The organism is Asticcacaulis sp. (genome assembly GCF_027484505.1).
Taxonomy (GTDB): Bacteria; Pseudomonadota; Alphaproteobacteria; order Caulobacterales; family Caulobacteraceae; genus Asticcacaulis.
Genome location: NZ_JAIXSV010000040.1, coordinates 1 through 25,373, shown reverse-complemented (window position 1 = coordinate 25,373; position 25,373 = coordinate 1). Strand labels below are relative to the sequence as shown.

Below are 25,373 nucleotides of genomic sequence, written 5' to 3'. Positions count from 1 at the left end.
GGATTATAGCGCCACACTTCGGCCGGGATGCGCACGGTTTCGGACGTCCCGTCGGTGTAATCCATCCTGAGGATCACCGGCATGACCAGCCCGCCCTTGTTGCGGAAGGTGAAGTTGTAGAAGTTGTCCTTCACCGCCAGCGCCTCTTTCAGGTCCGGGTCGATGTCCTTTTGCAGGTCGGCATACTTCTTCTTCTCCTTGACCGTGGGTTCCCACTTGTCGTCGGTATTGTAGTAATCGACCGTGGCCGGATCGGTTTCGACGACCGTCTTGCCGGTATTGCGCGCGGCGGTCAACGAGTCGGGCTGCGCGTCGTCCTGCACCTTTTCCCAGGCCTTTTCGACGACCGGATCGCGGGTATTGAGACGGGCCTTCTTCACATCGGCCAGTTCGATATCCACGTGGTCGGTCGAATAGAACCAGCCGCGCCAGAACCAGTCGAGGTCGGTGCCCGATGCCTCTTCCATGGTGCGGAAGAAGTCATAGGGGGTCGGACGTTTGAACTGCCAGCGGCGCGAATATTCCTTGAAGGCGAAGTCGAACTTTTCGCGGCCCAGAACGGTTTCACGCAGGATGGTCAGCGCCGCCGCCGGCTTGCCATAGGCGTTGTTGCCGAATTGCGGGATCGATTCCGAATTGGTCATGATCGGCACCTGATTTTCACTCAGCATGTACTCGACCATCGACTTGGGCTCACCGCGGCGGGTGGGGTAGTCCTTGTCCCATTCTTTCTCAGCCTGAAACTGAAGGAAGGAGTTGATCCCTTCGTCCATCCACGTCCATTGACGCTCATCGGAATTGACCGTCATCGGGAACCAGATGTGGCCGATTTCGTGGATAACCACGCCGATCAGCCCGTACTTGGCGCGTTCCGTATAGGTCAGCTCACCCGTCTTCTTATCCTTCACCGGGCGCGGGCCGTTGAAGGTGATCATCGGATATTCCATGCCGCCGACCGGCCCGTTGACCGACTGCGCCGTCGGGTAGGGGTAGGCGAAGGCGAACTTGCCATAGACGTTCAGCGTATGGGCGATGGACTTGGTCGAATAGGCGTCCCACAGCGGGCGCGCCTCCTTGGGGAAGAAGGACATGGCCATGACGGTGGGGTGCGCCGGGTCGGCATTCTTGACCCCCATGGCGTCCCAGATGAATTTACGCGACGAGCCGAAGGCAAAATCGCGCACATTGTCGGCCCTGAACTTCCAGGTTTTGGTCCCCGTGGCCTTACTTTTTTCAGCGGCGGCGGCCTCATCCGGCGTGACAACATAGACCGGGGCGGTGGCCGTTTTGGCCTCAGCGTAGCGCTTTTGCTGCGCGGGGGTCAGCACTTCGCCGGGATTGAGCAGTTCGCCGGTGGCCGAGACAACGTGATCGGCTGGAACGGTCAGTTCAACCTCATAGTCGCCGAATTCCAGCGTGAATTCGCCCGACCCGATAAAGGCCTTGTTGTGCCAGCCTTCATAGTCCGAATAGACGGCTAGACGCGGGAACCACTGGGCGCCCAGAAAGATGCAGTTGCCGTCTTCGCCCGGCTTGGTGAAACATTCATAGCCCGAACGGCCGCCAACCACGCGGGTTTCAGGCAGGGGCACGCTCCACGCCACGGTAAAGGTCAGGCTTTCGCCCGACTTCAGCGGCTGCGCCAGATCAATACGCATCAGGGTGTCATTGAGCGTGAAGGGCAGGGCGCTGCCGTCGGCGGCGGTGACTTTCAGGTCGTCAAAGCCGCCCTCCCACACCTGCATCCGCTTGACGCGGCGCACTTCGCCCACCGAAATCTCTTTCGACGGCGACACGGTGTCGGTCAGTTGCGCGATGGAATCGCGCTTGTAATTGTTCTGATCGAGCATCAGCCACAGATAGCGCAGCGTATCGGGCGAATTGTTCTTATAGGTGACGGTCTGCGTCGCCGTCAGGGTGCGCGTCGCCTCATTCAGTGAGGCCTTGATGCGGTAATCGACCTTCTGCTGCCAGTAGCGATAGCCCGGCTCACCCGCAGCGTTGCGGTAGTCGGTGGGCGTTGGCCATTCCTCGCCTTCCAACTGACGGAACTTGTCCTCAAAACGGCCCTTGGTCTGTTCGACCGGATCGGCCAGAGCGACAGAGGTGACGGCCGGCAAGGCCAGAACACACGAAGCGAGCAGCAGCTTTTTAAACACGGATGACCCCAGAGAAAACGATGTGCGGACAGGCGAAGCGCATTGCGCCGCCTATGGCCGCAAAAAAGTCTTTATACGTTCCTTTTGAAACGAATTTTGCGGAACGCGCAAGCCCTAAGCGCCCGGCTTCTCACCCGTGGCGGCGGACAGCGCCTTTTCCATCGTCACCTGATGCGGATAGGGGATGTAGATGCCCGCCGCGCCGAATGCTTCCTTGACCGATTTCAGCACGTCGGCGCGCACCTGACCGTGCTGAGCCACCGTCACCTGCGCTGTCACTTTCAACTGCACGCCATTGTCCGCGAAGTTCTCGACCCCGGCCCAGACCTCCGGCGTGGACAGGGTGCCGGGGTGTGAGCCCATCACCTTTTTCAGGATGGACAGGGCCTTATCGAGATCGGTGGCGAAATCGACCGTCACCAGTATGGCCAGGGTGCGGTGGCCGTAATGGCTGATATTGATGATGCGGTCGGAAAAGATCTTGGCATTGGGGATATAGACCTTGTGGCTGTCGCCATTGGTCAGTTCGGTCGAAAACAGACCGAGCCGCCCGACGGTGCCGGTGACATCTCCAATCGTCACCGTATCGCCGATGCGATAGGGCTTTTGCACAAGCAGCATGATACCCGACGCGACGTTGGACAGCGTGCCTTGCAAGGCCAGACCAATCGCCAGAGACGCCGCCCCCAGCACGGTCAGGATCGAGGTCGTCTGCACGCCCAGCCGGTTGAGGATGACCACAAGGCCGACCACCATGATCAGCCACCACACCACCTGCGACAGAAACTCCGGCAGGGTGCGGTCGGCGTCGGAATGGGCGTAACGCTTGGCGGTTTTGCGCACCGTGTTCGACAGCCACTGCGACAGGAACAGCGTGACCATCAGGATCAGGGCGGCGATCAGCAGGTTCGACAGAAACTCCGAATGCTGCGTCAGGTCACCCCAGAAGGTTTGCACATTGCTGACGAAATAGCTGAAGCGCTGTGGGATTTCACGAAAATCGAACGTCATCTCAGGGCCTTAAAGTCCGCTAAAATAGGTCTTGGCTTCGGGCCGCCACAGGGCTTTCAGCTCGGCATAGGGCACCACATAATATTCCCCCATACAGGCCCCCATGACGTGCGGCAGGTCGCTGCGGCTGAAGACCAGACCCTTGTCGTTGAACGAGGTTTGGTAATCATAACCAAGGTCGTCGGCTAGACACTCCGGGATCGACCTATCCCCCACAAACCACGGCGATTTCGGGGTCAGTCTGGCCTTGAGGGCTTTGAAGGCCGGCGTCTCGGGCCGTTCATCGCCAGGGGCCCAGCCCGGCGGCGTCACATACAGAGCCAATAGCTGGTCGGCGCTCAGATAACCACCCTTTTTCAGGTCATACATGGTGATGGTCCAGCTATTGTTGGGATGGGCACCGCCGCAAAAGGTGGACCCCGCGCTTTCGACGGCCATGATCGTTGGGGAGAGATAGACGACCTTATCGGTCATCTCCTCAAAACCGCCCGTCGTGCCCGTGCCGGGAAAGCCGCTTTGCGACAGGCAGTCGAGCGCGCTTTCCACCCGATAGAAGCGTTCCACATCCAGAGCGGCATTCACCTTGTCCCGCACGGACTCCACCGGATGTTGCGTCAGTTGCAGATAGTGGACGCCGGTCACCTTGTCCGTGACGGTCTGATAAGCGATTGGCCCGACACGCACCTCTGGCCCATAGACCGAGTCCTGATTGACGCGACGCGCACGAAACGGGTCGTTGCGGGCCAGTTCGCCCGTCCCCCCGTTCAGGGTGTCATCGACGGCGTACAGATCGCTGGTTTGCCCAATACGTAGTGAAGAGGTCAGCGTGCGCGTGGCGATCGTTTTCAAAACAACAGGCGCGCTGGTCTTCTTGCCCTTGGCGGTCCACAGGCCACTCAGCCCCGTGGGTAAGCTCTTGAGGGCAAGCGCGCCGGTGATCGGGCAGTCCGGACCCATGTCGCCACAGCCGGGGCGCTCATTAAAGGTCAGCGGGCCGCTACCCGGTTCCAGAGCAATGAGGGTACGGTAGCGTTTGTAATAATACTGCCCCGTATGGACGGTCTTGCCCTTGACCGTCGCGGATCGCAGTTCCACAACCACCGGGCTCTTGCCGATGGTCCCTTCGTACACGGTCTGGGTGACCGTGTCGGCGTGGGCTGTGGTGGTTACCATGAGGCTGAGCCCGATGGCCAGACGTGCCAGTAATTTCATAATTCATCCCCCTCTACCGTTGTGGGCCGGGTTTTGCGCCGCTGCCTGAAAAAATCTTTTAGCACCTGACCCGTCTCGGCCTCAAGCACGCCGCCGGTGACGTCAGGCGCCCAGTGGCAGGTCGGCTGCGCAAAAAAGCGCGGGCCACTCTCGACCGCGCCGCCCTTGGGATCAGAGGCCCCATATATCACCCGTCCGATACGGGCGTGCGACAGCGCCCCGGCGCACATGGCGCAGGGTTCCAGCGTCACATAGAGCCACAGATCGGTCAGGCGATAATTGCCAACAACCTGCCCAGCGGCGCGCAAAGCCAGTATTTCGGCGTGGGCGGAGGGGTCATTAAGACTAATGGGTGCGTTTTTTGCGCGCGCAATGACGGTTTTACTTGACGGATCGTAGATTAAAGCGCCTATCGGCACCTCGCCGGCCTGGGCGGCCTTTTCGGCCTCGTCCAGCGCCAGACGCATCAGGGTTTCGTCAGTCATGTCCTGTGGAGAGTCCATAGGGGTTGATGACCGGCAAACCGCTGCGGCGTCAAGTTAAAAGGCCCTGCGTGAGCAGGCCCAGTCAGGAAAATGATGATGTCTGAAGACAATAATACGCCCGAATCCGCCGCTCCGACCGAGAGCGTTGCCAGCGACGCCCCCCCCAAGAAATCTTACGTCAAAAAACCCGCCGCCAAAAAAGGCCCGCCGCCGAAACCCGCGCGCCCGCCCGAGCGCATCGCCAAGGTGCTGGCGCGTGCCGGTCTGGCCTCGCGCCGCGAAGTCGAGCGCCTGATCGGCCTCGGCAAGATCGCCGTCAATGGCCGCCTGCTCGACACCCCGGCGACCACTGTGTCGCCCGACGACCTGATCACCGTCGAAGGCAAGCCGATCCGTAAGGCCGAGCCCACCCGCGTGTGGCGCTATCACAAGCCGGTCGGCCTGATGACCACCCATCAGGACCCGCAGGGCCGCCCCACCGTGTTCAATTCGCTGCCGCAGGAACTGCCGCGCGTGATTTCGGTGGGCCGCCTCGACATTAATTCCGAAGGCCTGCTGCTACTGACCAATGACGGCGAACTGGCGCGCGCGCTGGAACTGCCGACGACCGGCTGGACGCGCGTCTATCGCGTGCGGGCGCTGGGGCGCACCACGCAGGAAGCGCTCGACACGCTGAAAACCGGCGTGACGGTCGAAGGCGTGCAATACGGCCCGATCGAAGCCAAGCTGGACAAGGCGCAGGAAAAGGCCGATGGCCGCGCCAATCTGTGGATCACGGTGTCGCTCAACGAAGGCAAGAACCGTGAAGTCCGTAAGGTGCTGGATAGCCTGGGCCTGAAGGTCAACCGCCTGATCCGTCTGGCCTACGGTCCGTTCCAACTCGGCGATATCGAGCCGGGTGAGGTTGAGGAAATCGGTCCGCGCGTCGTGCGCGAATTGCTGGGTGACAAGATCGACCCGCGCAACCTGCCGTCGGAAAACGAGACCCAGACGCGCACGCCGATGCGCCTGCGCCGCACTGATGGCGAGGGCGCGCCGCGCACCGGTCGTCGCGGGGGCGGCGAACGCTTTGCGCCGAAGGGCGAAGGTCGTGAGGAACGCCGCGAGCGCCCGCTCAGCCGCGACGAGGCCTTCCGCCGCAAGTACGAGGCCAAGGAATTCGGCGAGCGCGATTTCGATGAGCGCCCGCGCTTTGACGGTGACGGTCAGGCGCGTGATCGCCGCCCGGAACGCGAGGAACGCGAATGGACGCCGCGCGCTGAGCGCCCCAGACGAGACTTCAATACCGGCGAGTTCAAGCCGCGCGGGGAAGGCAGCTTCAAACCGCGTGGTGACCGTCCGCAACGTGATTTCAAACCGCGTGGGGAAGGCGACTTTAAGCTCCGTGGTGACCGTAACTTCGGCGACAAGCCGCGCTTTGATAAGCCGCGTGGCGAACGCCCGACGGGTGACCGTCCGCAGCGCGATTTCAAACCGCGTGGAGAGGGTGACTTTAAGCCCCGTGGTGACCGTAGCTTCGGCGACAAGCCGCGCTTTGATAAGCCGCGTGGCGAACGCCCGGCAGGTGACCGCCCGCAGCGCGATTTCAAACCGCGCGGTGAAGGGGACTTCAAGCCGCGTGGTGACCGCAGCTTCGGTGACAAGCCGCGCTTCGATAAGCCGCGTGGCGAGCGTCCGACGGGTGACCGTCCGCAGCGTGACTTCAAACCGCGCGGAGAAGGCGATTTCAAGCCCCGCGGGGAACGCAGCTTTGGTGACAAGCCGCGCTTTGATAAGCCGCGTGGCGAGCGTCCGGCCGGTGACCGTCCGCAGCGTGATTTCAAACCGCGCGGTGAAGGTGACTTCAAGCCCCGCGGCGAACGCAGCTTTGGTGACCGTCCGGCAGGCAAGTCGTTTGGCGGCAAGCCCGGTGGTGGCAAGTCATTCGGGGGCAAGCCGGGTGGCTTTAAGTCGGATGGGTTTAAATCTGGCGGGCGTCCGGGCGGCTTCGCCGGTAAGGGCGCGCCGCGCAAGCCGCGTCCGGAGTAAGTCCGTATGCGTATCGTCGGTGGTGAGTTTCGCGGGCGCGCCCTGAGCGCCCCCGAAGGCCAGAATACCCGGCCGACCTCGGAGCGGGCGCGTCAGGCCGTGTTCAATATTCTGGAGCACGCGGAATTCGCCCCCAACCTCAACGGGGCGCGGGTGATGGACGTCTTTGCCGGTTCCGGCGCGCTGGGCCTTGAGGCCATGTCACGCGGGGCGGCGTTTTGTCTGTTTGTCGATACGGATGACGCGGCGCGCGGCGCCATCCGCGACAATGTGGAGGCGTTCGGCCTGTTTGGTGTCACGCGCATCCATCGCCGCGACGCTACGCAACTGGGCGTGCGCCCTGGCGGCGCGTCGGAAGCCTTCGATCTGGTGTTTATGGACCCGCCCTATCGTAAGGGTTTGGTACAGCCGGCGCTGGAGGCGTTGCGAAACGGGAACTGGCTAAGCGATGAAGCCCTGATTGTGGTCGAGATGGCCACCGATGAGGACTTTTTTGCCACGGAACTGTGGCAGATAATCGACACCCGAACCTATGGTCCGGCGCAGGTTTTGTTCCTGAAACAAAAAATTCTTACGAATTTTTAACTGTCCAAGTTATTGATTTTAATAAAATAAAGCAAAAATTACCGTCTTTGTGTGGCCAAATTAACCCATTGGCCGGATTTTTAATATTGACGAGTTTTTTATTGTGTCCCCAATATGTCCTTAACAAGGTGTAAACCGCGCCGTCAGGCACGATTAATGCACCGAAGCCCTATTAAAGGGCGGGACTGAACTGTTATAAATGGGGTGATGTTATGACGGCAGAAGCGATCAAGCTTGAAGGCGGCAAGAAGCGCCGCGACGGCCTGAAGGTTATTCTGATGGCTGGTCTGAGTGTTCAGGCGTGGGCCTTCCTGATGGGTGTCGGGATTATTGTTCTCAACGTGACGCGTTGATTTTTGTAGCCTGTGGCGTTTGCCGCGGGTTTTTTTATGGGCATACAAAGCGCATTCCGAAAAGTGGGACGCACTTTTCGGGCCCAAATGCGCGGCAAAGTAAAAATCAGCCGGGGGCGAGGTTCAGGGGGAAACTGACCTTGCCATCCCGGTTGTGGGTCTGACCTAAAGCTCCGGTCTGACGGGACATCAGACCGCATGAGCCGACGGGGGAGTGGGGCTTAGGGTGAGTACGCCGGATAGGCGCGCTCACCCTGATCGCCCGTAGCCTCACAGTTTTAAGCATAGTTTGACTGTGTGGGGGTTCGAGCCCCGCGTAGCGCGAGTTTATCGTGGCGCGTGCGACTCTTTTTTCACCACGGATAAACACGGATGGCGGCTTTGCCGCCGACACGGATATCCGTGCCAGACGAACGCAGTTCGTCATCCGTGTCTATCCGTGGTAAAAATACAGTCCGCCGAGCCGCTTTTTTGATGGTTTTGGCCACGAAAAACACCAAAAGCACGAACATTCGAAAACCGGATATGCCTCGGCCGACGAGCCGTTACACGGCGGGTGACACGCCTATTTTTCAGGCGCTTCGCGCAAAACGGAGCCGCGACACTGTTCGTGCTTTTCGTGGCAAAACCCTACCGCCGGCCGAACAGCTTTTCGATGTCTTTCAGCTTAAGCTCGACATAGGTCGGGCGGCCGTGATTGCACTGACCCGAATGCGGCGTGGCCTCCATCTGCCGCAGCAGGGCGTTCATTTCGGACGCCGACAGCCGCCGCCCGGCGCGTACCGAATTGCGACAGGCCATATTGCCGCAGATTTCGGCCATCTTTTCTTTCAGGATCAGGGCCTGACCGTTTTCGGCAATATCGTCGGCCAGGTCGCGGATCAGCCCGGCCACGTCGCCATCGCCGATCAGAGCCGGGACTTCGCGCACCAGAATCGTCGCGGGGCCGAAGCTTTCGATCATCAGGCCAAAGCCTTCCAGATCGTCGCGTCGCGCCATCAGGCGGCTGACATCGGCGGGGTCGAGATCTACGATTTCCGGGATCAGCAGGGTCTGACGTGCGACATTCCCTTCGGCCATCATGGCCTTCATGCGCTCATAGACCAGCCGTTCGTGGGCGGCGTGCTGATCGACGATGATCAGGCCGTCTTTGGTCTGCGCCAGAATGTAGGTCTCGTGCAACTGCGCTCTCGCAGCACCCAGAGGATAGGACTCAAACTCCGGCGGCAGGGGCTGGCTGAGCGTGCGCAGATCAACCCCCGCCTCGGCCAGACCGCTGTCCCCCGGCGTGTCCAGCATCGGTGTGGCCTCAACGAAGTCTCTTTCGACTCTGGCTGAGGGCGCAAAGGTCAGGTCGGCATTCCAGGCGGGCTGGTAGTTCGGATGCGGTTGCTCCGGCGTCGCATAGGCGCGGGGTTGATAGCCTGCCCCCAACGCACTGGAATGCAGGCTCAGCGTCGGCTGCATCGGTGCGCGATAGCCCGACGATAGCGGATTAAAGGCGTTCAGCGCCTGATCGGCCACCGTGGTGGCGGCGCGGTGCCCGGCACTGGCCAGCGCGTGTTTCAGCGCCCCGATGATCAGGCCGCGCACTAGATTGGGGTCGCGGAAGCGCACCTCGGCCTTGGCCGGGTGGACGTTGACGTCGATGTCCTGCGGGTCGGTCTCGACATAGAGCACCGCCATCGGGTGGCGGTCGCGCGCCAGAAAGTCGGCATAGGCCCCGCGCAGCGCCCCGGTCAGCAGCTTGTCGCGCACCGGGCGGCCATTGACGAAGAGGTATTGATGCTGGGCATTGCCGCGCGAAAAGGTCGGCAGGCCCGCATAGCCGGTCAGCCTGACGCCCTCGCGCTGCTGATCAATCAGCAGGGCATTGTGGCCGAAATCATCGCCCAGCAGTGCGGCGAGGCGCTTCAGCCGCCCCTCAAACCCCGCCTCTTCGGGGTAGAGGCGCAAGGATCGCTTGCCATCGAGAGTCAGCGAAAAGCCAACGTCTTCGTGCGCCATGGCCTGCCGTTTGACCTCTTCACTGATGGCCATGTTCTCGGCGCGGTCGGTCTTCATGAACTTCAGCCGCGCCGGGGTGGCGTAAAACAGGTCTTTCAGCTCAACCCGCGTGCCGTGCGGGCGCGAAAAGGCAGCGGGCCGAAGCGGCGACATCGCCCCCGCATCGACCGTAATGGCGATGGCCCCGTCCATCCCCTTGGCGCGCGAGGTGATGTCCAGACGCGCCACCGACCCCATGGACGGCAGGGCCTCACCGCGAAAGCCCAGTGTCTGGATATGCAGCAGGTCCCAGGTACCGTCGGCCTGCGGTTTCAGCTTGGAGGTGGCGTGGCGCTCGACCGCCAGAGGCAGGTCGTCGGCGTCCATGCCGCGCCCGTTGTCCTCGATCAGGATGCGCGACAGCCCGCCCATATCGGCGAAAATGTCGATCTGCGTCGCGCCCGCATCGATGGCGTTTTCGACCAGTTCCTTGATGGCCGAAGCCGGACGCTCGACCACCTCGCCGGCGGCGATGCGGTTGATGGTGTCCTGAGGCAGGCGGGAAATATGGGCCATTGCGCCAATTTAGGTGAGTCCGGTGACGGGGGCAATGTCGGGAAGGGTTTGGCCACGAAAAACACCAAAAACACGAACGTTGAGCCGTAGCGCCGCCCTCGCTTTAAAGGCCCTTACCGTTTGTGCGGTAAGACAGGTGAGGGCGCTTCGCGCCGCAAGGCTTGCCACGGATATCCGTGCCAGACGAACGAAGTTCGTCGCCCTTGTCTATCCGTGGCGGAAAAAGAGTCCCGCGCCGGATGTCAGCAAGAGGTGTGAACCACAGATTTCACAGATTTCACAGATGGGCGCTGCGCGCCGGGCGGGCGACACGGGCTCGGATAATCTGTGGCATCTGTGAAATCTGTGGTTTCTTAAACCCAAACGAAAAAGGGCCGCCGTGCGGCAGCCCTTTTGAAACCTTGAATGCTTGATGGCTTACAGGCCCGGCAGTTTGAAGGATTTTTCCTTCTTCTGCTCGATGGTCACCTTGCCGTTGCCAAGCAACGTCTTGATGCGCGCGGCTTCCGATTCCGGGTCGAGCGCGTTGACTTCACCGGCCAGCACCGAATTGGTCGAAGGCACCGCGGCCGGGGTCGTGTCCTTTTTCCAGAACAGGATCTTGTCGGCGAAGCTCTCTTCCTTATAGGCGAGATCGCCGAATTCATCGTCCACGACGTAGCGGGCCAGCGGATCGGCCTTATCGGCCCCGGCCTTGCTGGCCAGAACCTTCTCGCCTTCGGAGCGGGTGATGGCCTGACGCTGACCCAGCAGGGCCTCGCGCGCGGCGCTTTCGGGTTGCAGTTCCTGCGCGCGGGGCTCTCCCGGCGCGGGCGGACGCAACGCGAAATCCGGCGGCACCACCAAAGGCGCCTTGGTCACAACGCGGAATTCGTCCGGCACGACCTTGTTCAGGCCCAGCGCGCTCTTGGTCGATTCGCACCCCGTCAGACCGACGCCGGCGATCAGCACCAGACCCGCCACTACTTTGACCGACTTCATTCTTCGCTCCGCATTATCCGTGCCCTTTTTCAGAAGGGGCCGGAGAGTGTTACTTGCTTTTCGCCGCCCTGCCAAGGGTCCGCGTTTAACCTTGTTTCGACTCTTCCCGATTGAGGAAGAAGACGTCGATGAACAACAGGGCCACGCCGATATTGATGGCGGCGTCGGCGATGTTGAACACCCACGGAAAGCCCAGCCCCGAAAAATCGAGAAAATCGACCACGCCGCCGTAGATGATACGGTCGATGGCGTTGCCGATGGCGCCGCCCGCCACCAGAGCCAGCCCCAGACCGAGGATGCGCCGGTTGGTGCGGCGGACCCAGTCGATCAGGAAGGCCGACACGACCAGCGAAAACAGGGTGAGCAGCCAGCGGCCGATCCCTTCCGAATGGAAGAAACCGAAGCTGACGCCCTTGTTCCACACCATGCTGAACGAGAAGAAGGGCAAAATCTTGACCTGTCCGAGACTGGGCAGTTGCAGACCGTATAAAATCCAGTTCTTGCTGATCTGATCGAGGATCAGGCCGATCAGTCCGATCAGCAGCATCTGTCGCCCCAGCGGCGTGGTGTGCGGCGGGGCGAAGTGGGTTTTCAGCTGGGTTTGAAGGTCAGTCATTCGGCGGTTGCTCTGCAAGCACCTCCCCTGATTTCAGGGGAGGGTGGCCTGAAAGGCCGGGTGGGGTTAATGCCCGGGGTGTAACCCCCCTCCGCCGATTCCGGCGGTATCCCCCCTGATATCAGGGGGGAGGCTTTAGTTCTTATGCGCCGCGTCCCATTCGGCGACGGCCTCGGCGTCACGCAAGGACAGGTCCGGATAGCGCGGGTCTGAGCCCACTTCGGGCAGGATGCGCCACGACCGCTGACACTTCTGACCGTGCGCGATGTGCACCACGACCGACACGTCCTTCACCTCGCCGAGGCGGAAGGCGTCGTCCGGGCCGACCGAGGCCGACAGCACGGCCTGAGACGTGCGGAAGACCTCCGCTGCATCAATGCCGTCAAAGGCCGCCAGCAGCGGTTCGGAGTCGATAAACACCGTCGGCGCGGCTTCGAGCGCCGAGCCGATCACCTTGTCGCGGCGTTTTTCTTCCAGTGCGGCGGTGACGACCGACAGCACTTCTTCGATCTTGCCCCAACGCGCGGCTTCGGCGGCATTGTGCCATTCGGCGGGCACGGCGGGCAGGGTGCGGAAGAGATTTTCCGGCGCGTCCGGATAGCGATAGCTCCACGCCTCTTCGGTGGTGAAGGCCATGATGGGCGACAGCCAGGCCGTCAGGCGCTCAAACAGGATGTTGAGCACCGTGCGGCAGGCGCGGCGCTTCACGTCCGACGGCTTGTCGCAATAGAGGCTGTCCTTGCGGATGTCGAAATAGAGCGACGACAGGGTCTGAGACGCGAAATCGGCCACCGGGCGGATGACACCGGCGAAGTCATAGGCGTCATAGGCGGCGCGCACCTTCGCATCCAGCTCATGCACATGGTGCAGGATGTAGCGTTCCAGCGACGGCATGTCCTGATAATCGACGGCTTCGTCGTCCGTATAGCCGTTGAGCGCGCCCAGCAGATAGCGCAGCGAATTGCGCAGCTTGCGATAGGCGTCCACGGTCGTCTGGATGATCTGCTTGCCGATGCGCAGGTCGTCGGAATAGTCCGACAGCGCGACCCACAGGCGCAGGATTTCGACGCCGGACTCCTTGGCGATGTCCTGCGGGGCGACGACATTGCCCTTGGACTTCGACATCTTCTCACCCTGTTCGTCGAGGACGAAGCCGTGGGTCAGGACGGCCTTATACGGCGCACGTCCGCGCGTGCCGCACGATTCCAGCAAGCTTGACTGGAACCAGCCGCGGTGCTGATCCGAACCTTCGAGATAGAGGTCAGCGGGGCTGTGCGTATTTTCACGGCCTTCCAGCGTAAAGGCGTGGGTCGAGCCGGAGTCGAACCACACATCGAGGATGTCCGTGACCTTTTCATAGTCGGCCGGATTGTAGCCGTTGCCCAGAAAATCCTCGTTCGGGCGTGTGAACCAGGCGTCGGCCCCCTCAGATGCAATCAGCTTGATGATGCGGTCGTTGACGGCGGGGTCTTTCAGCGGCTCACCCGTCTTTTTATCGACGTACATGGCCAGCGGCGTGCCCCAGTTGCGCTGACGGCTGATCAGCCAGTCGGGGCGGGTTTCGACCATGCTGCCGATACGGTTGCGGCCCTGATCGGGGTAGAAGGCGGTCTCACTGATGGCCTTGAGCGCCGTGGCGCGCAGGTTCGTCTCGCCATCCATGCGGATAAACCACTGGGGCGTGTTGCGGAAGATGACCGGAGCCTTGGAGCGCCACGAATGGGGGTAGGAGTGATCGACGCGACCGCGCGCCAGCAGGTTGCCGGCTTCGATCAGCTTTTCCATCACCACCTTATTGGCGTCGCCGAACTTGCCGGCCTTCTTGCCCTCGGTTTCAAGGACTTTCAGGCCCGCAAACAGCGGCACATGCGGGTAGTAGGCACCGTCCGGATCGACCGTGTCAGGGATGGAGTCCAGCGAATAGCCGGATTTCAGCCACACCAGATAGTCGTCGGCACCGTGGCCGGGGGCCGTGTGTACAAAGCCCGTACCGGCGTCGTCGGTGACATGATCGCCCGCCAGCATGGGGACTGGGAAGCCATAGCCGTCAACTGTGCTTGGAGCGAGTATCGCCAACGGATGCTGAAGGTTCAAGCCATCTAAATTAAGATTTTGCCGAAGGTTCTCCCATTTAGTTATGTTAGCAGCGGTGCGGACGGACTCAGATAGTTTTTCAGCAACAATAAGCTTATCGCCTACCTTAGCCCAAGGCGCAAAACCAAGAGTCTCTTCTGACGCAACCTCAGTCACTTCGTATAGTGAGTAGCTGATCCTAGGATTATAACTAACGGCCTTATTGGCAGGGATAGTCCACGGCGTTGTGGTCCAGATAACCACGGAGGCATCTCTCAAATCCTCATGTGGGTCGAGTGCCGACACACCTTCGGAATCAGGAGAGACAACAGGGGCTATCCGGCGGTTTTCAGCTACAGGGAACTTCACCCAGATGGTTGGGCTGACGTGCGGGTGGTATTCGACCTCGGCATCGGCCAGAGCCGTGCGTTCGACCGGCGACCACATGACGGGCTTTGAGCCGCGATAGAGCTGACCCGACATCAGGAACTTGTGGAACTCTGCCGTCACCTTCGCTTCGGTGTCGAAATCCATCGTGGCGTAGCGTTCATCCCATTCGCCCAGGATACCCAGACGCCTGAACTCTTCGCGCTGCACGCCGATCCATTCGGCGGCGTATTCGCGGCAGGCCTTGCGGAACTCGGCGGCGGGCACCTCGTCCTTCTTGCGGCCCCTGGCGCGGAACTGCTCCTCGATCTTCCATTCGATGGGCAGGCCGTGGCAGTCCCAGCCGGGGACGTAATCGACATCATAGCCCATCAGGAACTTCGAGCGCACCACGAAGTCCTTGAGGATCTTGTTCAGCGCGTGGCCGATATGAATATTGCCATTGGCGTAGGGCGGGCCGTCGTGCAGCACGAACAGGGGGGCGTTTTTGGCCTGACGCGCCTTACGCACGCTGTGGTACAGGTCGGACTCTTCCCACTTTTTCAGCATTTCGGGCTCGGCCTTGGGCAGGCCAGCGCGCATCGGGAAGGCGGTTTCAGGCAGGAAGACGGTTTCGCGGTAATCGCGTGAAGGGTGTTCGGACATGAATCCTGATAATCTCTGGGAGGGGATACGGTCAAATAAGGCGTGGCGATGTACTCCCAGCGCAAGACCCGGTGCGGGTGGCTTACGCTGGGCTTCAAATTCGAAGCTGCGCCCGTATCGTCAACATGGAGGCAGCGTTTATCAGAGGCCGCCGGAATTGCCTAGAGACAGGGAAAGAAAAGTGGGTGAGGGTCCATTGTTAAAGCGCCTCCCCTGATTTCAGGGGAGGTGGATTTTGGAGCAAAGCGACAAAAGACGGTGGGGTTAAAGCGATAGGGGTTAACCCCACCGTCATCCGATCCTCACGGATCGTCTGACACCTCCCCTAAAATTAGGGGAGGCGCTTTTGCCAATCCTGACAAAAACTGTCAGTACGACCTGTAACCTCCCACTCAGGAGGTGCCCATGCGCAAGATTGATCTGAAACGTGAGCGCAAGCCGCTCTATACCGCTTCCGCCGGTCAGTTTGTGCTGATCGACGTGCCGCCGCTGCCGTTCCTGATGATCGACGGTCACGGCGACCCCAATGGCGAAGGCTTTGCCGAGGCCATGCAGGCCCTGTTTTCAGTGGCCTATGGGCTGAAATTCATGAGCAAGGTCGAATGTGACCTCGACTACAGCGTGCCGCCGATGGAGGGGCTGTGGTGGGCCGACCGTTTCGAGCGCTTCTATGACCGCGACAAGGCCCTCTGGTCGTGGCGCATCATGGTGCCGCAGCCCGATACGATCACGCCCGACATGTTCGCCCGCGCCGTGGTTGGGGCCGGACGCAAAGGCAAAGGCAAAGGGGGTGCGGCTCTTGGGCGGTTGCGGCTTGAAACCTGGGCCGAGGGCTTGAGCGTTCAGACCCTGCATGTGGGCTCTTATGACGATGAAGGGCCACTGATTGCGCAATTGCATCAATGGATTGCCGATAATGGTCTGAGCGAAACCGGCCATCACCACGAAATCTATTTGTCCGACCCGCGCCGCACCGCGCCCGAAAAGCTGAAGACCCTCCTGCGCCAGCCGGTTCAGTATCGCTCTCCCCTTGCCGCCTCGCCGTTGCCAAGCTAATCAAGAGGGGCAATTCAGGGGAGGGACCCATGCGTAAGGTGGCAATCGTCGGACTGATGGCGCTCAGCCTGTCGGCCTGCGGGCAAAAACCCGCTGAGCCGCAACCGTCCGAGGCGGCCAGGCAGACCTTTAGCGGCTGTGAGTGGCAGGCGGTGCGGGGCGGTCAACTGTCTATGTACGCCTTTGCCTGCCCCAATACGCACATGGTCGCCGATGAAACCCTGCCGGGCTTTGGCGTGGTGGAAAGCGGGCCTGACGATGTCAGCTATTACCGACCCGTTGTCCGCACCTTTGCCAAGCCACCGCAGGCCGCCATCGACGTCATCCTGCCGCAAATCCGCAAGCTGACGCCACAGGCCGCGACGTGTGTGCTGACACCCGCTCAGGACCCGACGGCGGAAAAAACGACGCGGGCGCTGTTTGAACTGACCCCGACCGGTGAGGCGCTGAAAGCGTGGGAACAGACGGTCCAGACCGGGGAGGGTGAGGCGCAGCCGTGCGGCCCGATGGGCGTCGGCATGGCCGGATCACGCGTCTTTGAGGTCCTGCCGGATGATCCGGCCTATGTGATCTATATCGACTACGGCTCGGAAATTCAGATTTTCGATACGACGACGCTGCGCCGGGTCAAGGGTGATTAGGCAAAATAGGCCTTGGCCGCGTCGGCATCCTTAGCGATCTGGTCTTTAAGGGCCTCAAACGACGGGAATTTCTGTTCCGGGCGCAGATAGTGCAGCAGTTCGACCTCGATTACCTGATCGTAGATGTCGTGGTCCAGCCCGAAGATATGCGTTTCAAAGCGCTCGCTGAGGCCGCCCACGGTCGGGCGCTTGCCGAAATTGGTGACGCTGCCCAGCACCCGCCCGTCGCTGAGTCGCGTGCGCGTCACATAGACTCCGTATTTCGGGCGCAGATAGTCGTTAAGCTCGATATTGGCGGTCGGAAAGCCGATCTGACGGCCGATCTGATCGCCGCGCGTCACCACACTCGCAAAGGCCTGTGGCCGGCCCAGCACGTGTCCGGCCAGTTGCGCGTCCCCGGCTTCGAGGGCCTCACGCACGGCCGAAGAGGACAGCTTGTGCCCCGTCTCATCGGTCTGACACGGCGTGACGGCGGTGGTGAAGCCCATCGACGCGCCGGCCTCGCTCAGGGTCTGCGCCGAACCGCCGCCCTTGGCGCCATAACGGAAGTCGAAGCCGCAACTGATGTGGCTCAGTTTCAGATGGTCGCGCAGGAGGCTTTGTGTAAACGCTTCTGCCGTCAGGGCCGACAGCGTCTCGTCAAAACGCAGCACAAAGACGTATTCGACGCCCAGCTCAGAGAAGGCGCGGACCTGCTGATCGAGAGTCATCAGGCGAAACGGCGTCACCGGCTTTCCGGCGCGCGTCAGGAAGAAGGCCTGCGGGTGCGGGTCGAAACAGACGACGGCGGAGGGTGCCCCCAGACGGTGCGCGGCAGCAATGGCGTTTTCGATCACCCGCTGATGGCCGCGATGCACGCCGTCAAAGCTGCCGATAGCGGCGCAGGCACCGGTCGGCCACGCCACACCCTGCGCCGCGGCGTTGAGCGCCTGCGAACGCAGGGCCCCGACGGGTTCGAGCGTCAGAAGAAACGCCTTGGTCGCCATCTGTGTCACGATCAGACCGGTTTGCGCGGGGCGATGACCTCGGCCACACCCTTGGCGTAGGTCTTGCCGCCGACGCTGGCGACGGTGGTCAGGGTCACGACGCCCGTCTTGGGCTGAATGTCGGTGACGGTGAGGGTGATGGTCACCACGTCGTCGATTTTCACCGCGCGTTTGAAGTTCAGCGATTGCGACACATAGATGCTGCCGCGTCCGGGCAGGCCCCCGGCGATGGTCGCCGAAATCCACGCATTGAGCAAAGCGCCATGCGCGATGCGACCTTTGAACGGCGTGGTCGCCGCATAGGCCTCATCGACGTGCACGGGGTTGTGGTCCTCAGACACCTCGGCAAAGGCGCGGATGGCCGCGTCGGTGGCGGTGAAGGCGCGCTCCAGAGACTGACCCACACTCAGGTCTTCGAGATACACGGTGACGGCATCGGTCATGGGTCGGGGTCCGTATTCAGGTTTCGCGCCTGATCTAGGGCGCTCAGCGGCGTTTGCCAAGACGCCCAACGCATAATCCTGCCCCCAAAGCCTGCGTAAAACTGTCCCGATTTGGCATTATTTTTTCAAACGCGGTTCATAAAACGCAGGTTTTTCATGGTTAACTATAGTTATATCATTGAATTATATCAAAAAATTTGAATACGGCCTTTAACTCTATTTTATCCGCTTGCTGCCATGATGCCTTAGTCAGATGTGAAGGGCCTGCATAAGGCGGGCCCGAGTTATTAAAGGTGGGCACACTCACATGGCCGTCGATATGTCCATGCAGATCCTGGTGGTTGATGATTACAAGACCATGCTGCGGATCATTTCCAATCTGCTGAAGCAGCTGGGATTCGAGAACATCGAGGAAGCGTCGGATGGCGCGGAAGCCCTCGAAAAGATGAAGAAGACCAGCTACGGTCTGGTCATTTCCGACTGGAACATGGAGCCCATGACCGGCTATGAACTCCTTTTGAAGGTGCGTTCGGACGATTCGCTGAAACGCACGCCCTTCATCATGGTCACGGCCGAATCCAAGACCGAGAACGTGATCGCCGCCAAGAAGGCCGGCGTGAACAACTACATCGTCAAGCCGTTCAATGGCGCGACGCTGAAGCAGAAGATCACCGCCGTTCTCGGCGAGTTCTAAAGCGCCATCCGACAGGGGGGACCCCTTTTCGGAAAAATGGCGCGATAAAACAAAGAGCGTAGATCGAAATGACGACTCTCCCGAAAGTCGTTTTGATCTAAGAGTTGACCGACTATCAAGCAGGTTAAAATGGGCCAGGTTGCACCCAAACAGGCTGAATCTCCCGCACTGGAGCCCGTTGACGCGGCTCTGGCCGCGGCGATGGAGCCCAAGCTGATCAATTTGATGCAGCAGTCCGAGGCCCTCGTCAGCCTGATGCGTGAGTTCTTTCAGCAGCTCGACAGACGTCGCGCCGAAGAATTCGCCGTTATCGCCGGCTATATCGCCAAGGCCAAGGAAGAGATCCGCGAACTGCGGCCGCATGATCTGTCGCAGGAGCGTATCCCGACGGCAGGCGCGGAGCTGGAAGCCATCACCCGCGATACCGAAAACGCCACGCACAACATCATGAACGCCGCCGAAGCGATCATGGGCATGGATGTATCGGACCCCAAGGCCTATAAGGCGGCGGTGGACGACGAGGTGATGAAGATTTTCGAAGCCTGCTCGTTCCAGGACATCACCGGCCAGCGCGTGTCGAAGGTCGTCAACGTCCTCAAGCAGATCGAGGAGCGCGTCGGCAAGCTGGCGGCTACGCTGGGTGTCGAGGACAAGGATGTCGAGCTGTCCGAGCGTGAAAAGCGCGCCCGCGACCTGTTGCTCAACGGTCCCGCCATTGGGGGGCCGGAAACCCGTCAGGAAGCCATCGACGCCATGTTCGATGAAGCCCCTGCGGCGGCCCCGGAACTGAAGGTACAGGCCCCTAAGGTCGAAGCGCCTAAAGTTGAGCCTAAGCCGGAACCGAAGCCTGAGCCCAAGCCGGAACCGGTGGCCAAGGCGGCGCCTGCACCGGCTCCGGCTCCGGCTCCGGCTCCGGCTCCCGCGCCTGTGGCAGCGCCTGCGCCCGCCCCGGCGGCAGGCAACTCTCAGGACGACATTGACGCCCTGTTCGATGCCCCGGCGGCCAGTAATGAGCCTCAGTCTCAGGATGACATCGACGCCTTGTTCGACATGTCGCCGGAAGAACTGAACAAGACCAATTCGCAGGACGATATCGACGCCCTGTTCGACTGATCCCCATAACGGACAAGGCCGGTCAACGGCCTGTCCCGCAGGCCTTCGTGATGGTGGCCTTCGCAAAACCCCTTCCGTCCCTATCCGGAAGGGGTTTTTGCTGTGCTCAAATGCCGGACATAAAAAAGCCCTTCCTGGCAACAGGAAGGGCTTTTTTTATTAAGACAAGAAAAATCAGGCCCTTAGCGCGGCCAGTTGCTGCGACAGGTCGGTCTGGTCACGGCTGTCGATGGAGGTGCAGATCTGCTTCACATCGACATAGCTGAACGGTTTGGGCAGCAGGTAGTCGGCCTGTTCGCGGCGCGCCTTGTTGAGCATGGTGCGGATCATCACCGGGTCGTTACGCTGACCGGCAGACATGATGCCGATGGGGGTGCCGGGGGCGCGCTCACGCAGTTCCGCCATGTGGTCCAGCACATTGTCTTCGCCCAGAAAAATGTCGGCGAGGATCAGGTAGAAGCGCGTGACATCAAGTTGCGCCCACGCCTCGTTCATAGAACTGGCCGTGAACACTTCGCAACCCTGCTGCGCGAACATGCGGGCGATGATGCGCGCCTGAGTGGCGCTGTCTTCGATGATCAGGACGGTTCGCGACACGGCGCCACCCCAGGAGTGTTTATGACATCCTTATTTTGGATGCGACCTGTTGACAAAACATTACTGGGGGACGCGACCTGACGTTGTTATTTACCACGCCAGAGCGGTGGAAACGTAACGGGCGCTGGCCTTTTCGCTTTCCAGCACCTTGACCAGCAGTTGCGCGTCCAGTTGGCCCTCGGCATTGGTGGCCTCAAGGGCGTGGATGCCGGCTGCGATAAAGACGAGGTCGAGCCCCTGACCATTGGCCCCCAGCACATCGGTCGGCAGGCCATCGCCAATGGCGAGGATGCGCGATGTGTCCACCTCACGCCCGGCCACGGCGTTCAGGGCCTGATAGCAGAGGTCGTAGATGGGGGCGTAGGGCTTGCCCGCCATGATCACTTCGCCGCCAAAGGCCATATAGATGTCGGCCAGAGTCCCGGCGCAGTAGATGATCTGATCACCCCGCTGCACGATGCGGTCGGGATTGGCGCAGATCATGGGGATGCCGCGCTGAGCGGCGGCTTTCAGGTCGGGGTGATACTGCTCCAGCGTGTCGTTTTCGTCGTCGAACAGGCCGGTGCAGGAGATGAAGGCGGCCGTGTCCGGCGTGCCGCTCAGATCGACGCCCAGGCCCTCATACAGCGGTGCGTCGCGCTCCGGCCCGATGACCCATGCCGAGCCCTTTGTGGCATAGTCTTTCAGGAAGGTGCGGGTGGCGTCGCCGGACGAGACGATGGCCGAAAAGGCGTCGTCATAGACGCCCAGATCGGCCAGTTGCGCCTTCAGCCCGTCCTGCGGGCGGGGCGAGTTGGAAATCAGCACCACGGGCCCGCGTTCGGCCTTGAAGCGGCGCAGGGCGTCATAGGCCTCCGGAAAATGCCGCCTGCCATTATGGATGACGCCCCAGATGTCACAGAAAACCGCGTCATACTCAGCGGCGATGTCGGACAGATGGGTCAGCAGGTGCGGGGCGGTCATGGCGGGCCTTTCGTTGAGAACGGCCTTCATAGAACAAGCGCCCGGAAAGGGGAATCTGAAAAGAAGAGACAAGCGCCGCAGCGCGACGCCTTATTTCAGAACGCTGCCCGCGTCTACCAGTTCGACCTCGTGCATCTGGTTCAGATAGGCGTCGAAATAGGGCTTGTGCGAGGCGCCAACGACGCTGAGGACACGCGCTCCCGGTGTCTTGACGAAGGCAGCACGAATATTGGCCACCATGCGCAGGTTACGCACCTCCCACCAGCCGACATACTGACGGCCCCAGTATTCCGGCGTCTTGTCCGCCGCCGCCTTTCCGAAATCGGATTTGATGGCGTACATCTGCATCGGTGGGCTGTTGTAATAGCGGAAGAGGTTCAGCATACCGGTCGCCGCATTGGCGTCGGCTGCCGGGGCGGGCGGGGCCGGGTCCTTCGGGCTCGACCAGATGCGGGTGATGGCCGCTTCAAAGCCCGGATCGTCGCTTTGAACCGCATCCGAGGTGTGATCGTCGGTGGCATAGACGCGCTCAAGGCCGCTGCGTGCCGCCAGCACCGCCGCGATCTGATAGTTTTCATTGGGGGCGGCAGCAATGTCGGTCAGCAGTTTGAGCAGCGCCGCATCAATGCCGTCGCCGACGCGCCGTTCCGACGGAGGCAGGCGCAACCACTGCACCAGCGCCGAAGGCCGCTCATTGGCGGCCAGAAGCGTGGCGGCCAGACGCCGACGGGCCGCGGGGGTGGGGTTGGCGGGCCATGAGGCCAGCATCGCCTCGGCCTGCGCATAGGCGGTGGGCACATCGAGGCCTGTGGCCTTTTGCGCCGCGTCGGTGGGGCGGCAATACTGATCGGCAACGCCGGGGTAAATCGTCGGATAGCGGCGCAACTGATCGCACTGCATGCCGGACAGGGCTTCGATGGTGATGACCGTCGGTTTATAGGCGGCCAGCTTGTCGAGCAGGGCGCTCATCGAGGCCGGATCGAATGTTTGCAGATTGCTGAGGTGGATACTGCCCAGCACCAGAACCTGCGTTTTCGGGCCGGCGACCAGAGGCTTCCAGGAGGTCGGATCAAAGGCCGGGGTCTGCGCCGTGGCGGGCATCCCCAGAGATAAAGTCAAACCGATCGCCAGACCCGCGCGTGCCAACATATTCTTCATGATGTCCCCCTGTGGTTCGTTACCCGTAACAGCCTACCACAGGTTCTGCGGACGTCTATACTTTATACGTTCCGGCTTTGAGGAGAGCTGTTGAGCATATCTCTCCGGCCCGAACTGCGCTATGACGGGTCAGGGAGGAGAGCGCATGCGCAGCTATTGTCTGAAGGCCAATGGACTGGAGTTTGCGGTCGATGAGGCCGGGGAGGGCGATCGCGTCCTTATGCTGCTGCACGGGTTCCCGCAGAGCCGCATCGCCTGGCATCCGCTGATGGCCCCGCTGGCGGCGATGGGGTGTCGGGTCATCGCGCCGGACCTGCGTGGCTATGGCGACAGCGACAGGCCCGGAGGGCAGAGCGATTACCGTATCGAGTGCCTGAGCGAGGATGTGCTGGCCATTGCCGAAGCGGTGGGGGCCACGCGGCCCGTGCTGGTCGGACACGACTGGGGCGGGGTAATAGCGTGGCGCACGGCCATCGACTATCCGGAGCGCGTATCCGGGCTGGTGGTGGCCAATGCCCCGCACCCGGTGGTGTTTGAGCGGTTGTTGTATAGCGGTCTGCGGCAGAGGCTGCGCTCGCTCTATGTCCTGTTCTTTTTACTGCCTTGGCTGCCTGAATGGCAGGTGCGGCGGCGCAAGGGGCGCGGGTTAGCGGCACTGATGCGGCGTCAGTCACCGGCCTTCCGTCAGGCGGCGCTTGATGTTTATGCCGAAAATATTGTGCGTCCCGGTGCGGCCACGGCGATGATCAACTATTACCGCGCCAATGTGACCCGTCTGGTGACCCGGCAAACTAAGACCCCGCTCTGCGTGCCGACTCTGATGGTCTGGGGCATGGCCGACCCGTTTCTGGATGCAGCCCTGACCGAGGGCAATGAGGCCTATGTGCCTGATTTTACGCTGCAACGTCTGCCGGGCGTTTCGCACTGGGTGCTGGAAGAGGCCGGTGACCGGCTGGTGGCGGCCATCGCTGAATGGTCGCAGAGAAAAGGGCTCAGTCGCCCAGCCACGGATTAAACACCGGTACGCGGGCTTTTTCATAGTCCTGCGTATCGCGGGTGACGAGGGTCAGGCCGTGGCACAGGGCGGTGGCTCCAATAATCAGATCGGGCTGTGAGAAGGTATGCCGCTGCTTGCGCCCCTCTTCGACCAGCAGCCGCCAGCGCAGCATCACCTCCTCGCTGACCGGCAGTTCGCGTTGCGCAAACAGCGGGCGGATGCGGTGATTGAGCCAGTCATTCAGTTCGCTGCGCCGGGCGGCGTCGTCAAGCCGCTCAATACCGAAGCGGATTTCGGCAAAGGTGACCGTGCTGACATAAAGACTTTCCAGCGGTTGCGCGGCGACAAAGGCGGTCACCTTCGGTTCGGGTCTGGGGCGGCGCAGTTCGGACAGGATGTTGGTGTCGAGCAGCCAGCCCGTCACAATTCGACCTCCCGCACCGGCATGGGTGCACGGGTGGGAGTGAGGTCGATATCCTCCGTCGGCACACTGCGTAGAGCGTCGATCAGGGTCTGCCCACAGGTTTCGCCGGTGAGTTTGTGGAACGCTTCGGCGGCGACGACCACTACCTCGTCGCGGCCATGCACCGTGACGTGCTGCGGCCCTTCGCTGCGTACCCGGCGTACAAGCTCACTGAACCGTGCCTTGGCGTCCTGAAGCCGCCAGTAACCGGGGAGGGCTGGGGTGTGTGATAATCTGGTCATGCTGACTAGAATAACACGGGGCGGAGCGGCGTCAAAGACCTCAAAGATCGCTTTTCAAAGTGCGCCCCTCACTTTGAATACAGCTTCTTATCGAGCGCTTTCACAAGCGGTTCTCGGGCTTTGTGATGTTTGAATAGGGAAGGAACGTGCAGCAGAAAACGCGAATATCCATCCTGATGCACGGATCGCGTTTCTGAATCAATGAAGTTACGCAAGGCCATAGCGCTATCGCGATCATAGGCCCACAGATTGTGCCCTCGGTAGGAGATCAGGAAATACAGATCATCGGGCCAGTTCAGGCGGTGTTTGGATCTGAAATAGCAGGCCGAGCACCGAACCGAACCCATGCCGCTTCCGGGGCTGCTGCGCCAATAATGGCTTTGCGCCCACAATTGAGGTTCATATCCGTGTGGAAGGTCGTGAATGCCACTTTGCAGGGGACCATGCAGCCCCGGATAATACAAAGCGGCATGCCATTTATGGCCGCAACCATCCACATACTGATGATAGTCAAATGCCTTATTCGCTTTAAAGTAGGCGATGTGGTCCCGGCGTTCGATCCTGCGATAGGTCGCAAACTCAAACTCAGCCAGACTTCTGCATATCGGACAGTGAATAGCGAGCCGATGCGGGACGGGATTCCATTCGTATAGCCCCGTCATAGCAACACTTCGACCTTAAGCCCGGCGGCGTTGCGGGGGCAGGGTCGATTTGATGAAGCCCGCCGGGGGGGCGGTTTCCAGCAGCACCTGCTCCTTGATGGCGCGCGGTTCGCCGAACAGGTGGCCCTGCGCGTAGGCGACCTCGATTTCGAGGATGTCCACCACCTGACGCTCGTTCTCGACCTTTTCGGCGATGACGTCGATGCCATAGCGCGCCAGAAGGTTGGCATAGTCGCCCGCGTGGATGTCCTTGAGGAAGCG

General features: G+C 61.1%; 24 protein-coding genes and 1 pseudogene. 8 read left to right on the top strand and 17 right to left on the bottom strand.

Annotated elements, in window-relative coordinates:
• The 4 genes from Q0072_RS02115 to tadA form a co-directional block, all read right to left on the bottom strand.
• Positions 1 to 2,159 (bottom strand): M1 family metallopeptidase (locus tag Q0072_RS02115; RefSeq protein ID WP_298325022.1); only part of this gene is annotated, 2,159 nt, incomplete at its 3' end.
• 114 nt (positions 2,160 to 2,273) lie between these two features.
• Positions 2,274 to 3,170, bottom strand: coding sequence for a mechanosensitive ion channel family protein (locus Q0072_RS02110; protein WP_298325019.1), 897 nt, complete (start codon positions 3,168 to 3,170; stop codon positions 2,274 to 2,276).
• A gap of 9 nt (positions 3,171 to 3,179) precedes the next feature.
• On the bottom strand, positions 3,180 to 4,382 hold the full coding sequence (locus Q0072_RS02105) for a hypothetical protein (protein WP_298325017.1): 1,203 nt from the start codon (positions 4,380 to 4,382) through the stop codon (positions 3,180 to 3,182).
• On the bottom strand, positions 4,379 to 4,867 hold the full coding sequence (gene tadA / locus Q0072_RS02100; protein ID WP_298325015.1) for a tRNA adenosine(34) deaminase TadA: 489 nt from the start codon (positions 4,865 to 4,867) through the stop codon (positions 4,379 to 4,381). The genes Q0072_RS02105 and tadA overlap by 4 nt, the downstream gene beginning before the upstream one ends.
• 96 nt (positions 4,868 to 4,963) lie before the next feature.
• Between tadA and Q0072_RS02095 the strand changes: the two genes are divergently transcribed.
• The 3 genes from Q0072_RS02095 to Q0072_RS02085 all read left to right on the top strand — a co-directional run bounded on the left by Q0072_RS02095 (position 4,964) and on the right by Q0072_RS02085 (position 7,833).
• Positions 4,964 to 6,895 carry a pseudouridine synthase gene (locus tag Q0072_RS02095; protein ID WP_298325013.1) on the top strand — a complete coding sequence of 644 codons (1,932 nt, stop codon included), beginning with the start codon at positions 4,964 to 4,966 and terminating at the stop codon, positions 6,893 to 6,895.
• A 6-nt stretch (positions 6,896 to 6,901) separates the two neighbouring features.
• Complete coding sequence (rsmD, locus tag Q0072_RS02090; protein ID WP_298325010.1) at positions 6,902 to 7,480, top strand: 16S rRNA (guanine(966)-N(2))-methyltransferase RsmD; 579 nt, start codon at positions 6,902 to 6,904, stop codon at positions 7,478 to 7,480.
• A 212-nt stretch (positions 7,481 to 7,692) separates the two neighbouring features.
• Positions 7,693 to 7,833, top strand: a complete 141-nt coding sequence (locus Q0072_RS02085; protein ID WP_013480909.1) for a hypothetical protein — start codon at positions 7,693 to 7,695, stop codon at positions 7,831 to 7,833.
• A gap of 630 nt (positions 7,834 to 8,463) precedes the next feature.
• On the opposite strand, the gene mutL is transcribed toward Q0072_RS02085, so the two are convergent.
• From mutL to ileS, 4 genes are all read right to left on the bottom strand, one after another.
• Entirely contained in the window at positions 8,464 to 10,395 is a 1,932-nt protein-coding gene (gene mutL / locus Q0072_RS02080; protein ID WP_298325004.1) for a DNA mismatch repair endonuclease MutL, read from the bottom strand.
• Between the two features lie 417 nt (positions 10,396 to 10,812).
• Positions 10,813 to 11,376: a DUF3035 domain-containing protein gene (locus Q0072_RS02075; protein ID WP_298325001.1), complete on the bottom strand. Its 564-nt coding sequence runs from the start codon at positions 11,374 to 11,376 to the stop codon at positions 10,813 to 10,815.
• Positions 11,377 to 11,461: 85 nt separating this feature from the next.
• On the bottom strand, positions 11,462 to 11,992 hold the full coding sequence (gene lspA / locus Q0072_RS02070) for a signal peptidase II (protein ID WP_298324998.1): 531 nt from the start codon (positions 11,990 to 11,992) through the stop codon (positions 11,462 to 11,464).
• 135 nt (positions 11,993 to 12,127) lie between these two features.
• Positions 12,128 to 15,097 carry an isoleucine--tRNA ligase gene (gene ileS / locus Q0072_RS02065; RefSeq protein ID WP_298324995.1) on the bottom strand — a complete coding sequence of 990 codons (2,970 nt, stop codon included), beginning with the start codon at positions 15,095 to 15,097 and terminating at the stop codon, positions 12,128 to 12,130.
• A 405-nt stretch (positions 15,098 to 15,502) separates the two neighbouring features.
• On the opposite strand from ileS, the gene Q0072_RS02060 reads away from it, so the two are divergent.
• Together Q0072_RS02060 and Q0072_RS02055 are read left to right on the top strand one after the other, a co-directional pair.
• Positions 15,503 to 16,153: a GyrI-like domain-containing protein gene (locus Q0072_RS02060; protein ID WP_298324992.1), complete on the top strand. Its 651-nt coding sequence runs from the start codon at positions 15,503 to 15,505 to the stop codon at positions 16,151 to 16,153.
• A 29-nt stretch (positions 16,154 to 16,182) separates the two neighbouring features.
• On the top strand, positions 16,183 to 16,794 hold the full coding sequence (locus Q0072_RS02055; protein WP_298324989.1) for a hypothetical protein: 612 nt from the start codon (positions 16,183 to 16,185) through the stop codon (positions 16,792 to 16,794).
• On the opposite strand, the gene ribF is transcribed toward Q0072_RS02055, so the two are convergent.
• Entirely contained in the window at positions 16,791 to 17,780 is a 990-nt protein-coding gene (gene ribF / locus Q0072_RS02050; RefSeq protein WP_298325024.1) for a riboflavin biosynthesis protein RibF, read from the bottom strand. The genes Q0072_RS02055 and ribF overlap by 4 nt on opposite strands.
• An 11-nt stretch (positions 17,781 to 17,791) precedes the next feature.
• Positions 17,792 to 18,223, bottom strand: coding sequence for a MaoC family dehydratase (locus tag Q0072_RS02045; RefSeq protein WP_290798818.1), 432 nt, complete (start codon positions 18,221 to 18,223; stop codon positions 17,792 to 17,794).
• A gap of 325 nt (positions 18,224 to 18,548) precedes the next feature.
• Here Q0072_RS02045 and Q0072_RS02040 point away from each other — a divergent pair, with 325 nt between their 5' ends.
• Together Q0072_RS02040 and Q0072_RS02035 are read left to right on the top strand one after the other, a co-directional pair.
• Positions 18,549 to 18,917 (top strand): response regulator, encoded by a 369-nt coding sequence (locus Q0072_RS02040; RefSeq protein WP_343684401.1) that lies wholly within the window; start codon positions 18,549 to 18,551, stop codon positions 18,915 to 18,917.
• 129 nt (positions 18,918 to 19,046) lie between these two features.
• Positions 19,047 to 20,030 (top strand): protein phosphatase CheZ, encoded by a 984-nt coding sequence (locus tag Q0072_RS02035; protein ID WP_298324980.1) that lies wholly within the window; start codon positions 19,047 to 19,049, stop codon positions 20,028 to 20,030.
• A 174-nt stretch (positions 20,031 to 20,204) separates the two neighbouring features.
• On the opposite strand, the gene Q0072_RS02030 is transcribed toward Q0072_RS02035, so the two are convergent.
• From Q0072_RS02030 to Q0072_RS02020, 3 genes are all read right to left on the bottom strand, one after another.
• Positions 20,205 to 20,627, bottom strand: coding sequence for a response regulator (locus tag Q0072_RS02030; RefSeq protein ID WP_126423436.1), 423 nt, complete (start codon positions 20,625 to 20,627; stop codon positions 20,205 to 20,207).
• Positions 20,628 to 20,717: 90 nt separating this feature from the next.
• Positions 20,718 to 21,590 (bottom strand): TIGR01459 family HAD-type hydrolase, encoded by an 873-nt coding sequence (locus Q0072_RS02025; protein ID WP_298324974.1) that lies wholly within the window; start codon positions 21,588 to 21,590, stop codon positions 20,718 to 20,720.
• A 90-nt stretch (positions 21,591 to 21,680) separates the two neighbouring features.
• A complete protein-coding gene (locus tag Q0072_RS02020) occupies positions 21,681 to 22,748 on the bottom strand; it encodes a DUF5694 domain-containing protein (protein ID WP_298324971.1) in 1,068 nt (355 codons plus the stop codon).
• A gap of 145 nt (positions 22,749 to 22,893) precedes the next feature.
• Between Q0072_RS02020 and Q0072_RS02015 the strand changes: the two genes are divergently transcribed.
• Complete coding sequence (locus Q0072_RS02015) at positions 22,894 to 23,763, top strand: alpha/beta fold hydrolase (RefSeq protein ID WP_298324968.1); 870 nt, start codon at positions 22,894 to 22,896, stop codon at positions 23,761 to 23,763.
• Here Q0072_RS02015 and Q0072_RS02010 read toward each other — a convergent pair.
• From Q0072_RS02010 to Q0072_RS01995, 4 genes and pseudogenes are all read right to left on the bottom strand, one after another.
• Positions 23,741 to 24,169: a type II toxin-antitoxin system VapC family toxin gene (locus Q0072_RS02010; RefSeq protein WP_298324966.1), complete on the bottom strand. Its 429-nt coding sequence runs from the start codon at positions 24,167 to 24,169 to the stop codon at positions 23,741 to 23,743. The genes Q0072_RS02015 and Q0072_RS02010 overlap by 23 nt on opposite strands.
• Complete coding sequence (locus Q0072_RS02005) at positions 24,166 to 24,450, bottom strand: type II toxin-antitoxin system Phd/YefM family antitoxin (RefSeq protein WP_298324963.1); 285 nt, start codon at positions 24,448 to 24,450, stop codon at positions 24,166 to 24,168. The genes Q0072_RS02010 and Q0072_RS02005 overlap by 4 nt, the downstream gene beginning before the upstream one ends.
• 68 nt (positions 24,451 to 24,518) lie before the next feature.
• The gene (locus Q0072_RS02000; protein WP_298324962.1) at positions 24,519 to 25,112 is read right to left on the bottom strand and encodes a hypothetical protein; all 594 of its coding nucleotides are present in this window, start codon (positions 25,110 to 25,112) and stop codon (positions 24,519 to 24,521) included.
• A 15-nt stretch (positions 25,113 to 25,127) separates the two neighbouring features.
• Positions 25,128 to 25,373, bottom strand: a pseudogene (locus Q0072_RS01995) (diguanylate phosphodiesterase); the annotation flags it as partial.

Excerpts from the sequence above, each read along its gene's own strand:
- Q0072_RS02085 (WP_013480909.1), top strand. The coding sequence starts at position 7,693 with ATGACGGCAGAAGCGATCAAGCTTGAAGGCGGCAAGAAGCGCCGCGAC.
- Q0072_RS02015 (WP_298324968.1), top strand. The coding sequence starts at position 22,894 with ATGCGCAGCTATTGTCTGAAGGCCAATGGACTGGAGTTTGCGGTCGAT.
- mutL (WP_298325004.1), bottom strand. The coding sequence starts at position 10,395 with ATGGCCCATATTTCCCGCCTGCCTCAGGACACCATCAACCGCATCGCC.
- lspA (WP_298324998.1), bottom strand. The coding sequence starts at position 11,992 with ATGACTGACCTTCAAACCCAGCTGAAAACCCACTTCGCCCCGCCGCAC.
- ileS (WP_298324995.1), bottom strand. The coding sequence starts at position 15,097 with ATGTCCGAACACCCTTCACGCGATTACCGCGAAACCGTCTTCCTGCCT.
- Q0072_RS02040 (WP_343684401.1), top strand. The coding sequence starts at position 18,549 with ATGCAGATCCTGGTGGTTGATGATTACAAGACCATGCTGCGGATCATT.
- ribF (WP_298325024.1), bottom strand. The coding sequence starts at position 17,780 with ATGGCGACCAAGGCGTTTCTTCTGACGCTCGAACCCGTCGGGGCCCTG.
- Q0072_RS02035 (WP_298324980.1), top strand. The coding sequence starts at position 19,047 with ATGGGCCAGGTTGCACCCAAACAGGCTGAATCTCCCGCACTGGAGCCC.
- Q0072_RS02045 (WP_290798818.1), bottom strand. The coding sequence starts at position 18,223 with ATGACCGATGCCGTCACCGTGTATCTCGAAGACCTGAGTGTGGGTCAG.
- rsmD (WP_298325010.1), top strand. The coding sequence starts at position 6,902 with ATGCGTATCGTCGGTGGTGAGTTTCGCGGGCGCGCCCTGAGCGCCCCC.
- Q0072_RS02020 (WP_298324971.1), bottom strand. The coding sequence starts at position 22,748 with ATGAAGAATATGTTGGCACGCGCGGGTCTGGCGATCGGTTTGACTTTA.
- Q0072_RS02025 (WP_298324974.1), bottom strand. The coding sequence starts at position 21,590 with ATGACCGCCCCGCACCTGCTGACCCATCTGTCCGACATCGCCGCTGAG.
- Q0072_RS02000 (WP_298324962.1), bottom strand. The coding sequence starts at position 25,112 with ATGACGGGGCTATACGAATGGAATCCCGTCCCGCATCGGCTCGCTATT.
- Q0072_RS02110 (WP_298325019.1), bottom strand. The coding sequence starts at position 3,170 with ATGACGTTCGATTTTCGTGAAATCCCACAGCGCTTCAGCTATTTCGTC.
- Q0072_RS02105 (WP_298325017.1), bottom strand. The coding sequence starts at position 4,382 with ATGAAATTACTGGCACGTCTGGCCATCGGGCTCAGCCTCATGGTAACC.
- Q0072_RS02075 (WP_298325001.1), bottom strand. The coding sequence starts at position 11,376 with ATGAAGTCGGTCAAAGTAGTGGCGGGTCTGGTGCTGATCGCCGGCGTC.
- Q0072_RS02005 (WP_298324963.1), bottom strand. The coding sequence starts at position 24,450 with ATGACCAGATTATCACACACCCCAGCCCTCCCCGGTTACTGGCGGCTT.
- Q0072_RS02095 (WP_298325013.1), top strand. The coding sequence starts at position 4,964 with ATGTCTGAAGACAATAATACGCCCGAATCCGCCGCTCCGACCGAGAGC.
- Q0072_RS02055 (WP_298324989.1), top strand. The coding sequence starts at position 16,183 with ATGCGTAAGGTGGCAATCGTCGGACTGATGGCGCTCAGCCTGTCGGCC.
- tadA (WP_298325015.1), bottom strand. The coding sequence starts at position 4,867 with ATGACTGACGAAACCCTGATGCGTCTGGCGCTGGACGAGGCCGAAAAG.
- Q0072_RS02060 (WP_298324992.1), top strand. The coding sequence starts at position 15,503 with ATGCGCAAGATTGATCTGAAACGTGAGCGCAAGCCGCTCTATACCGCT.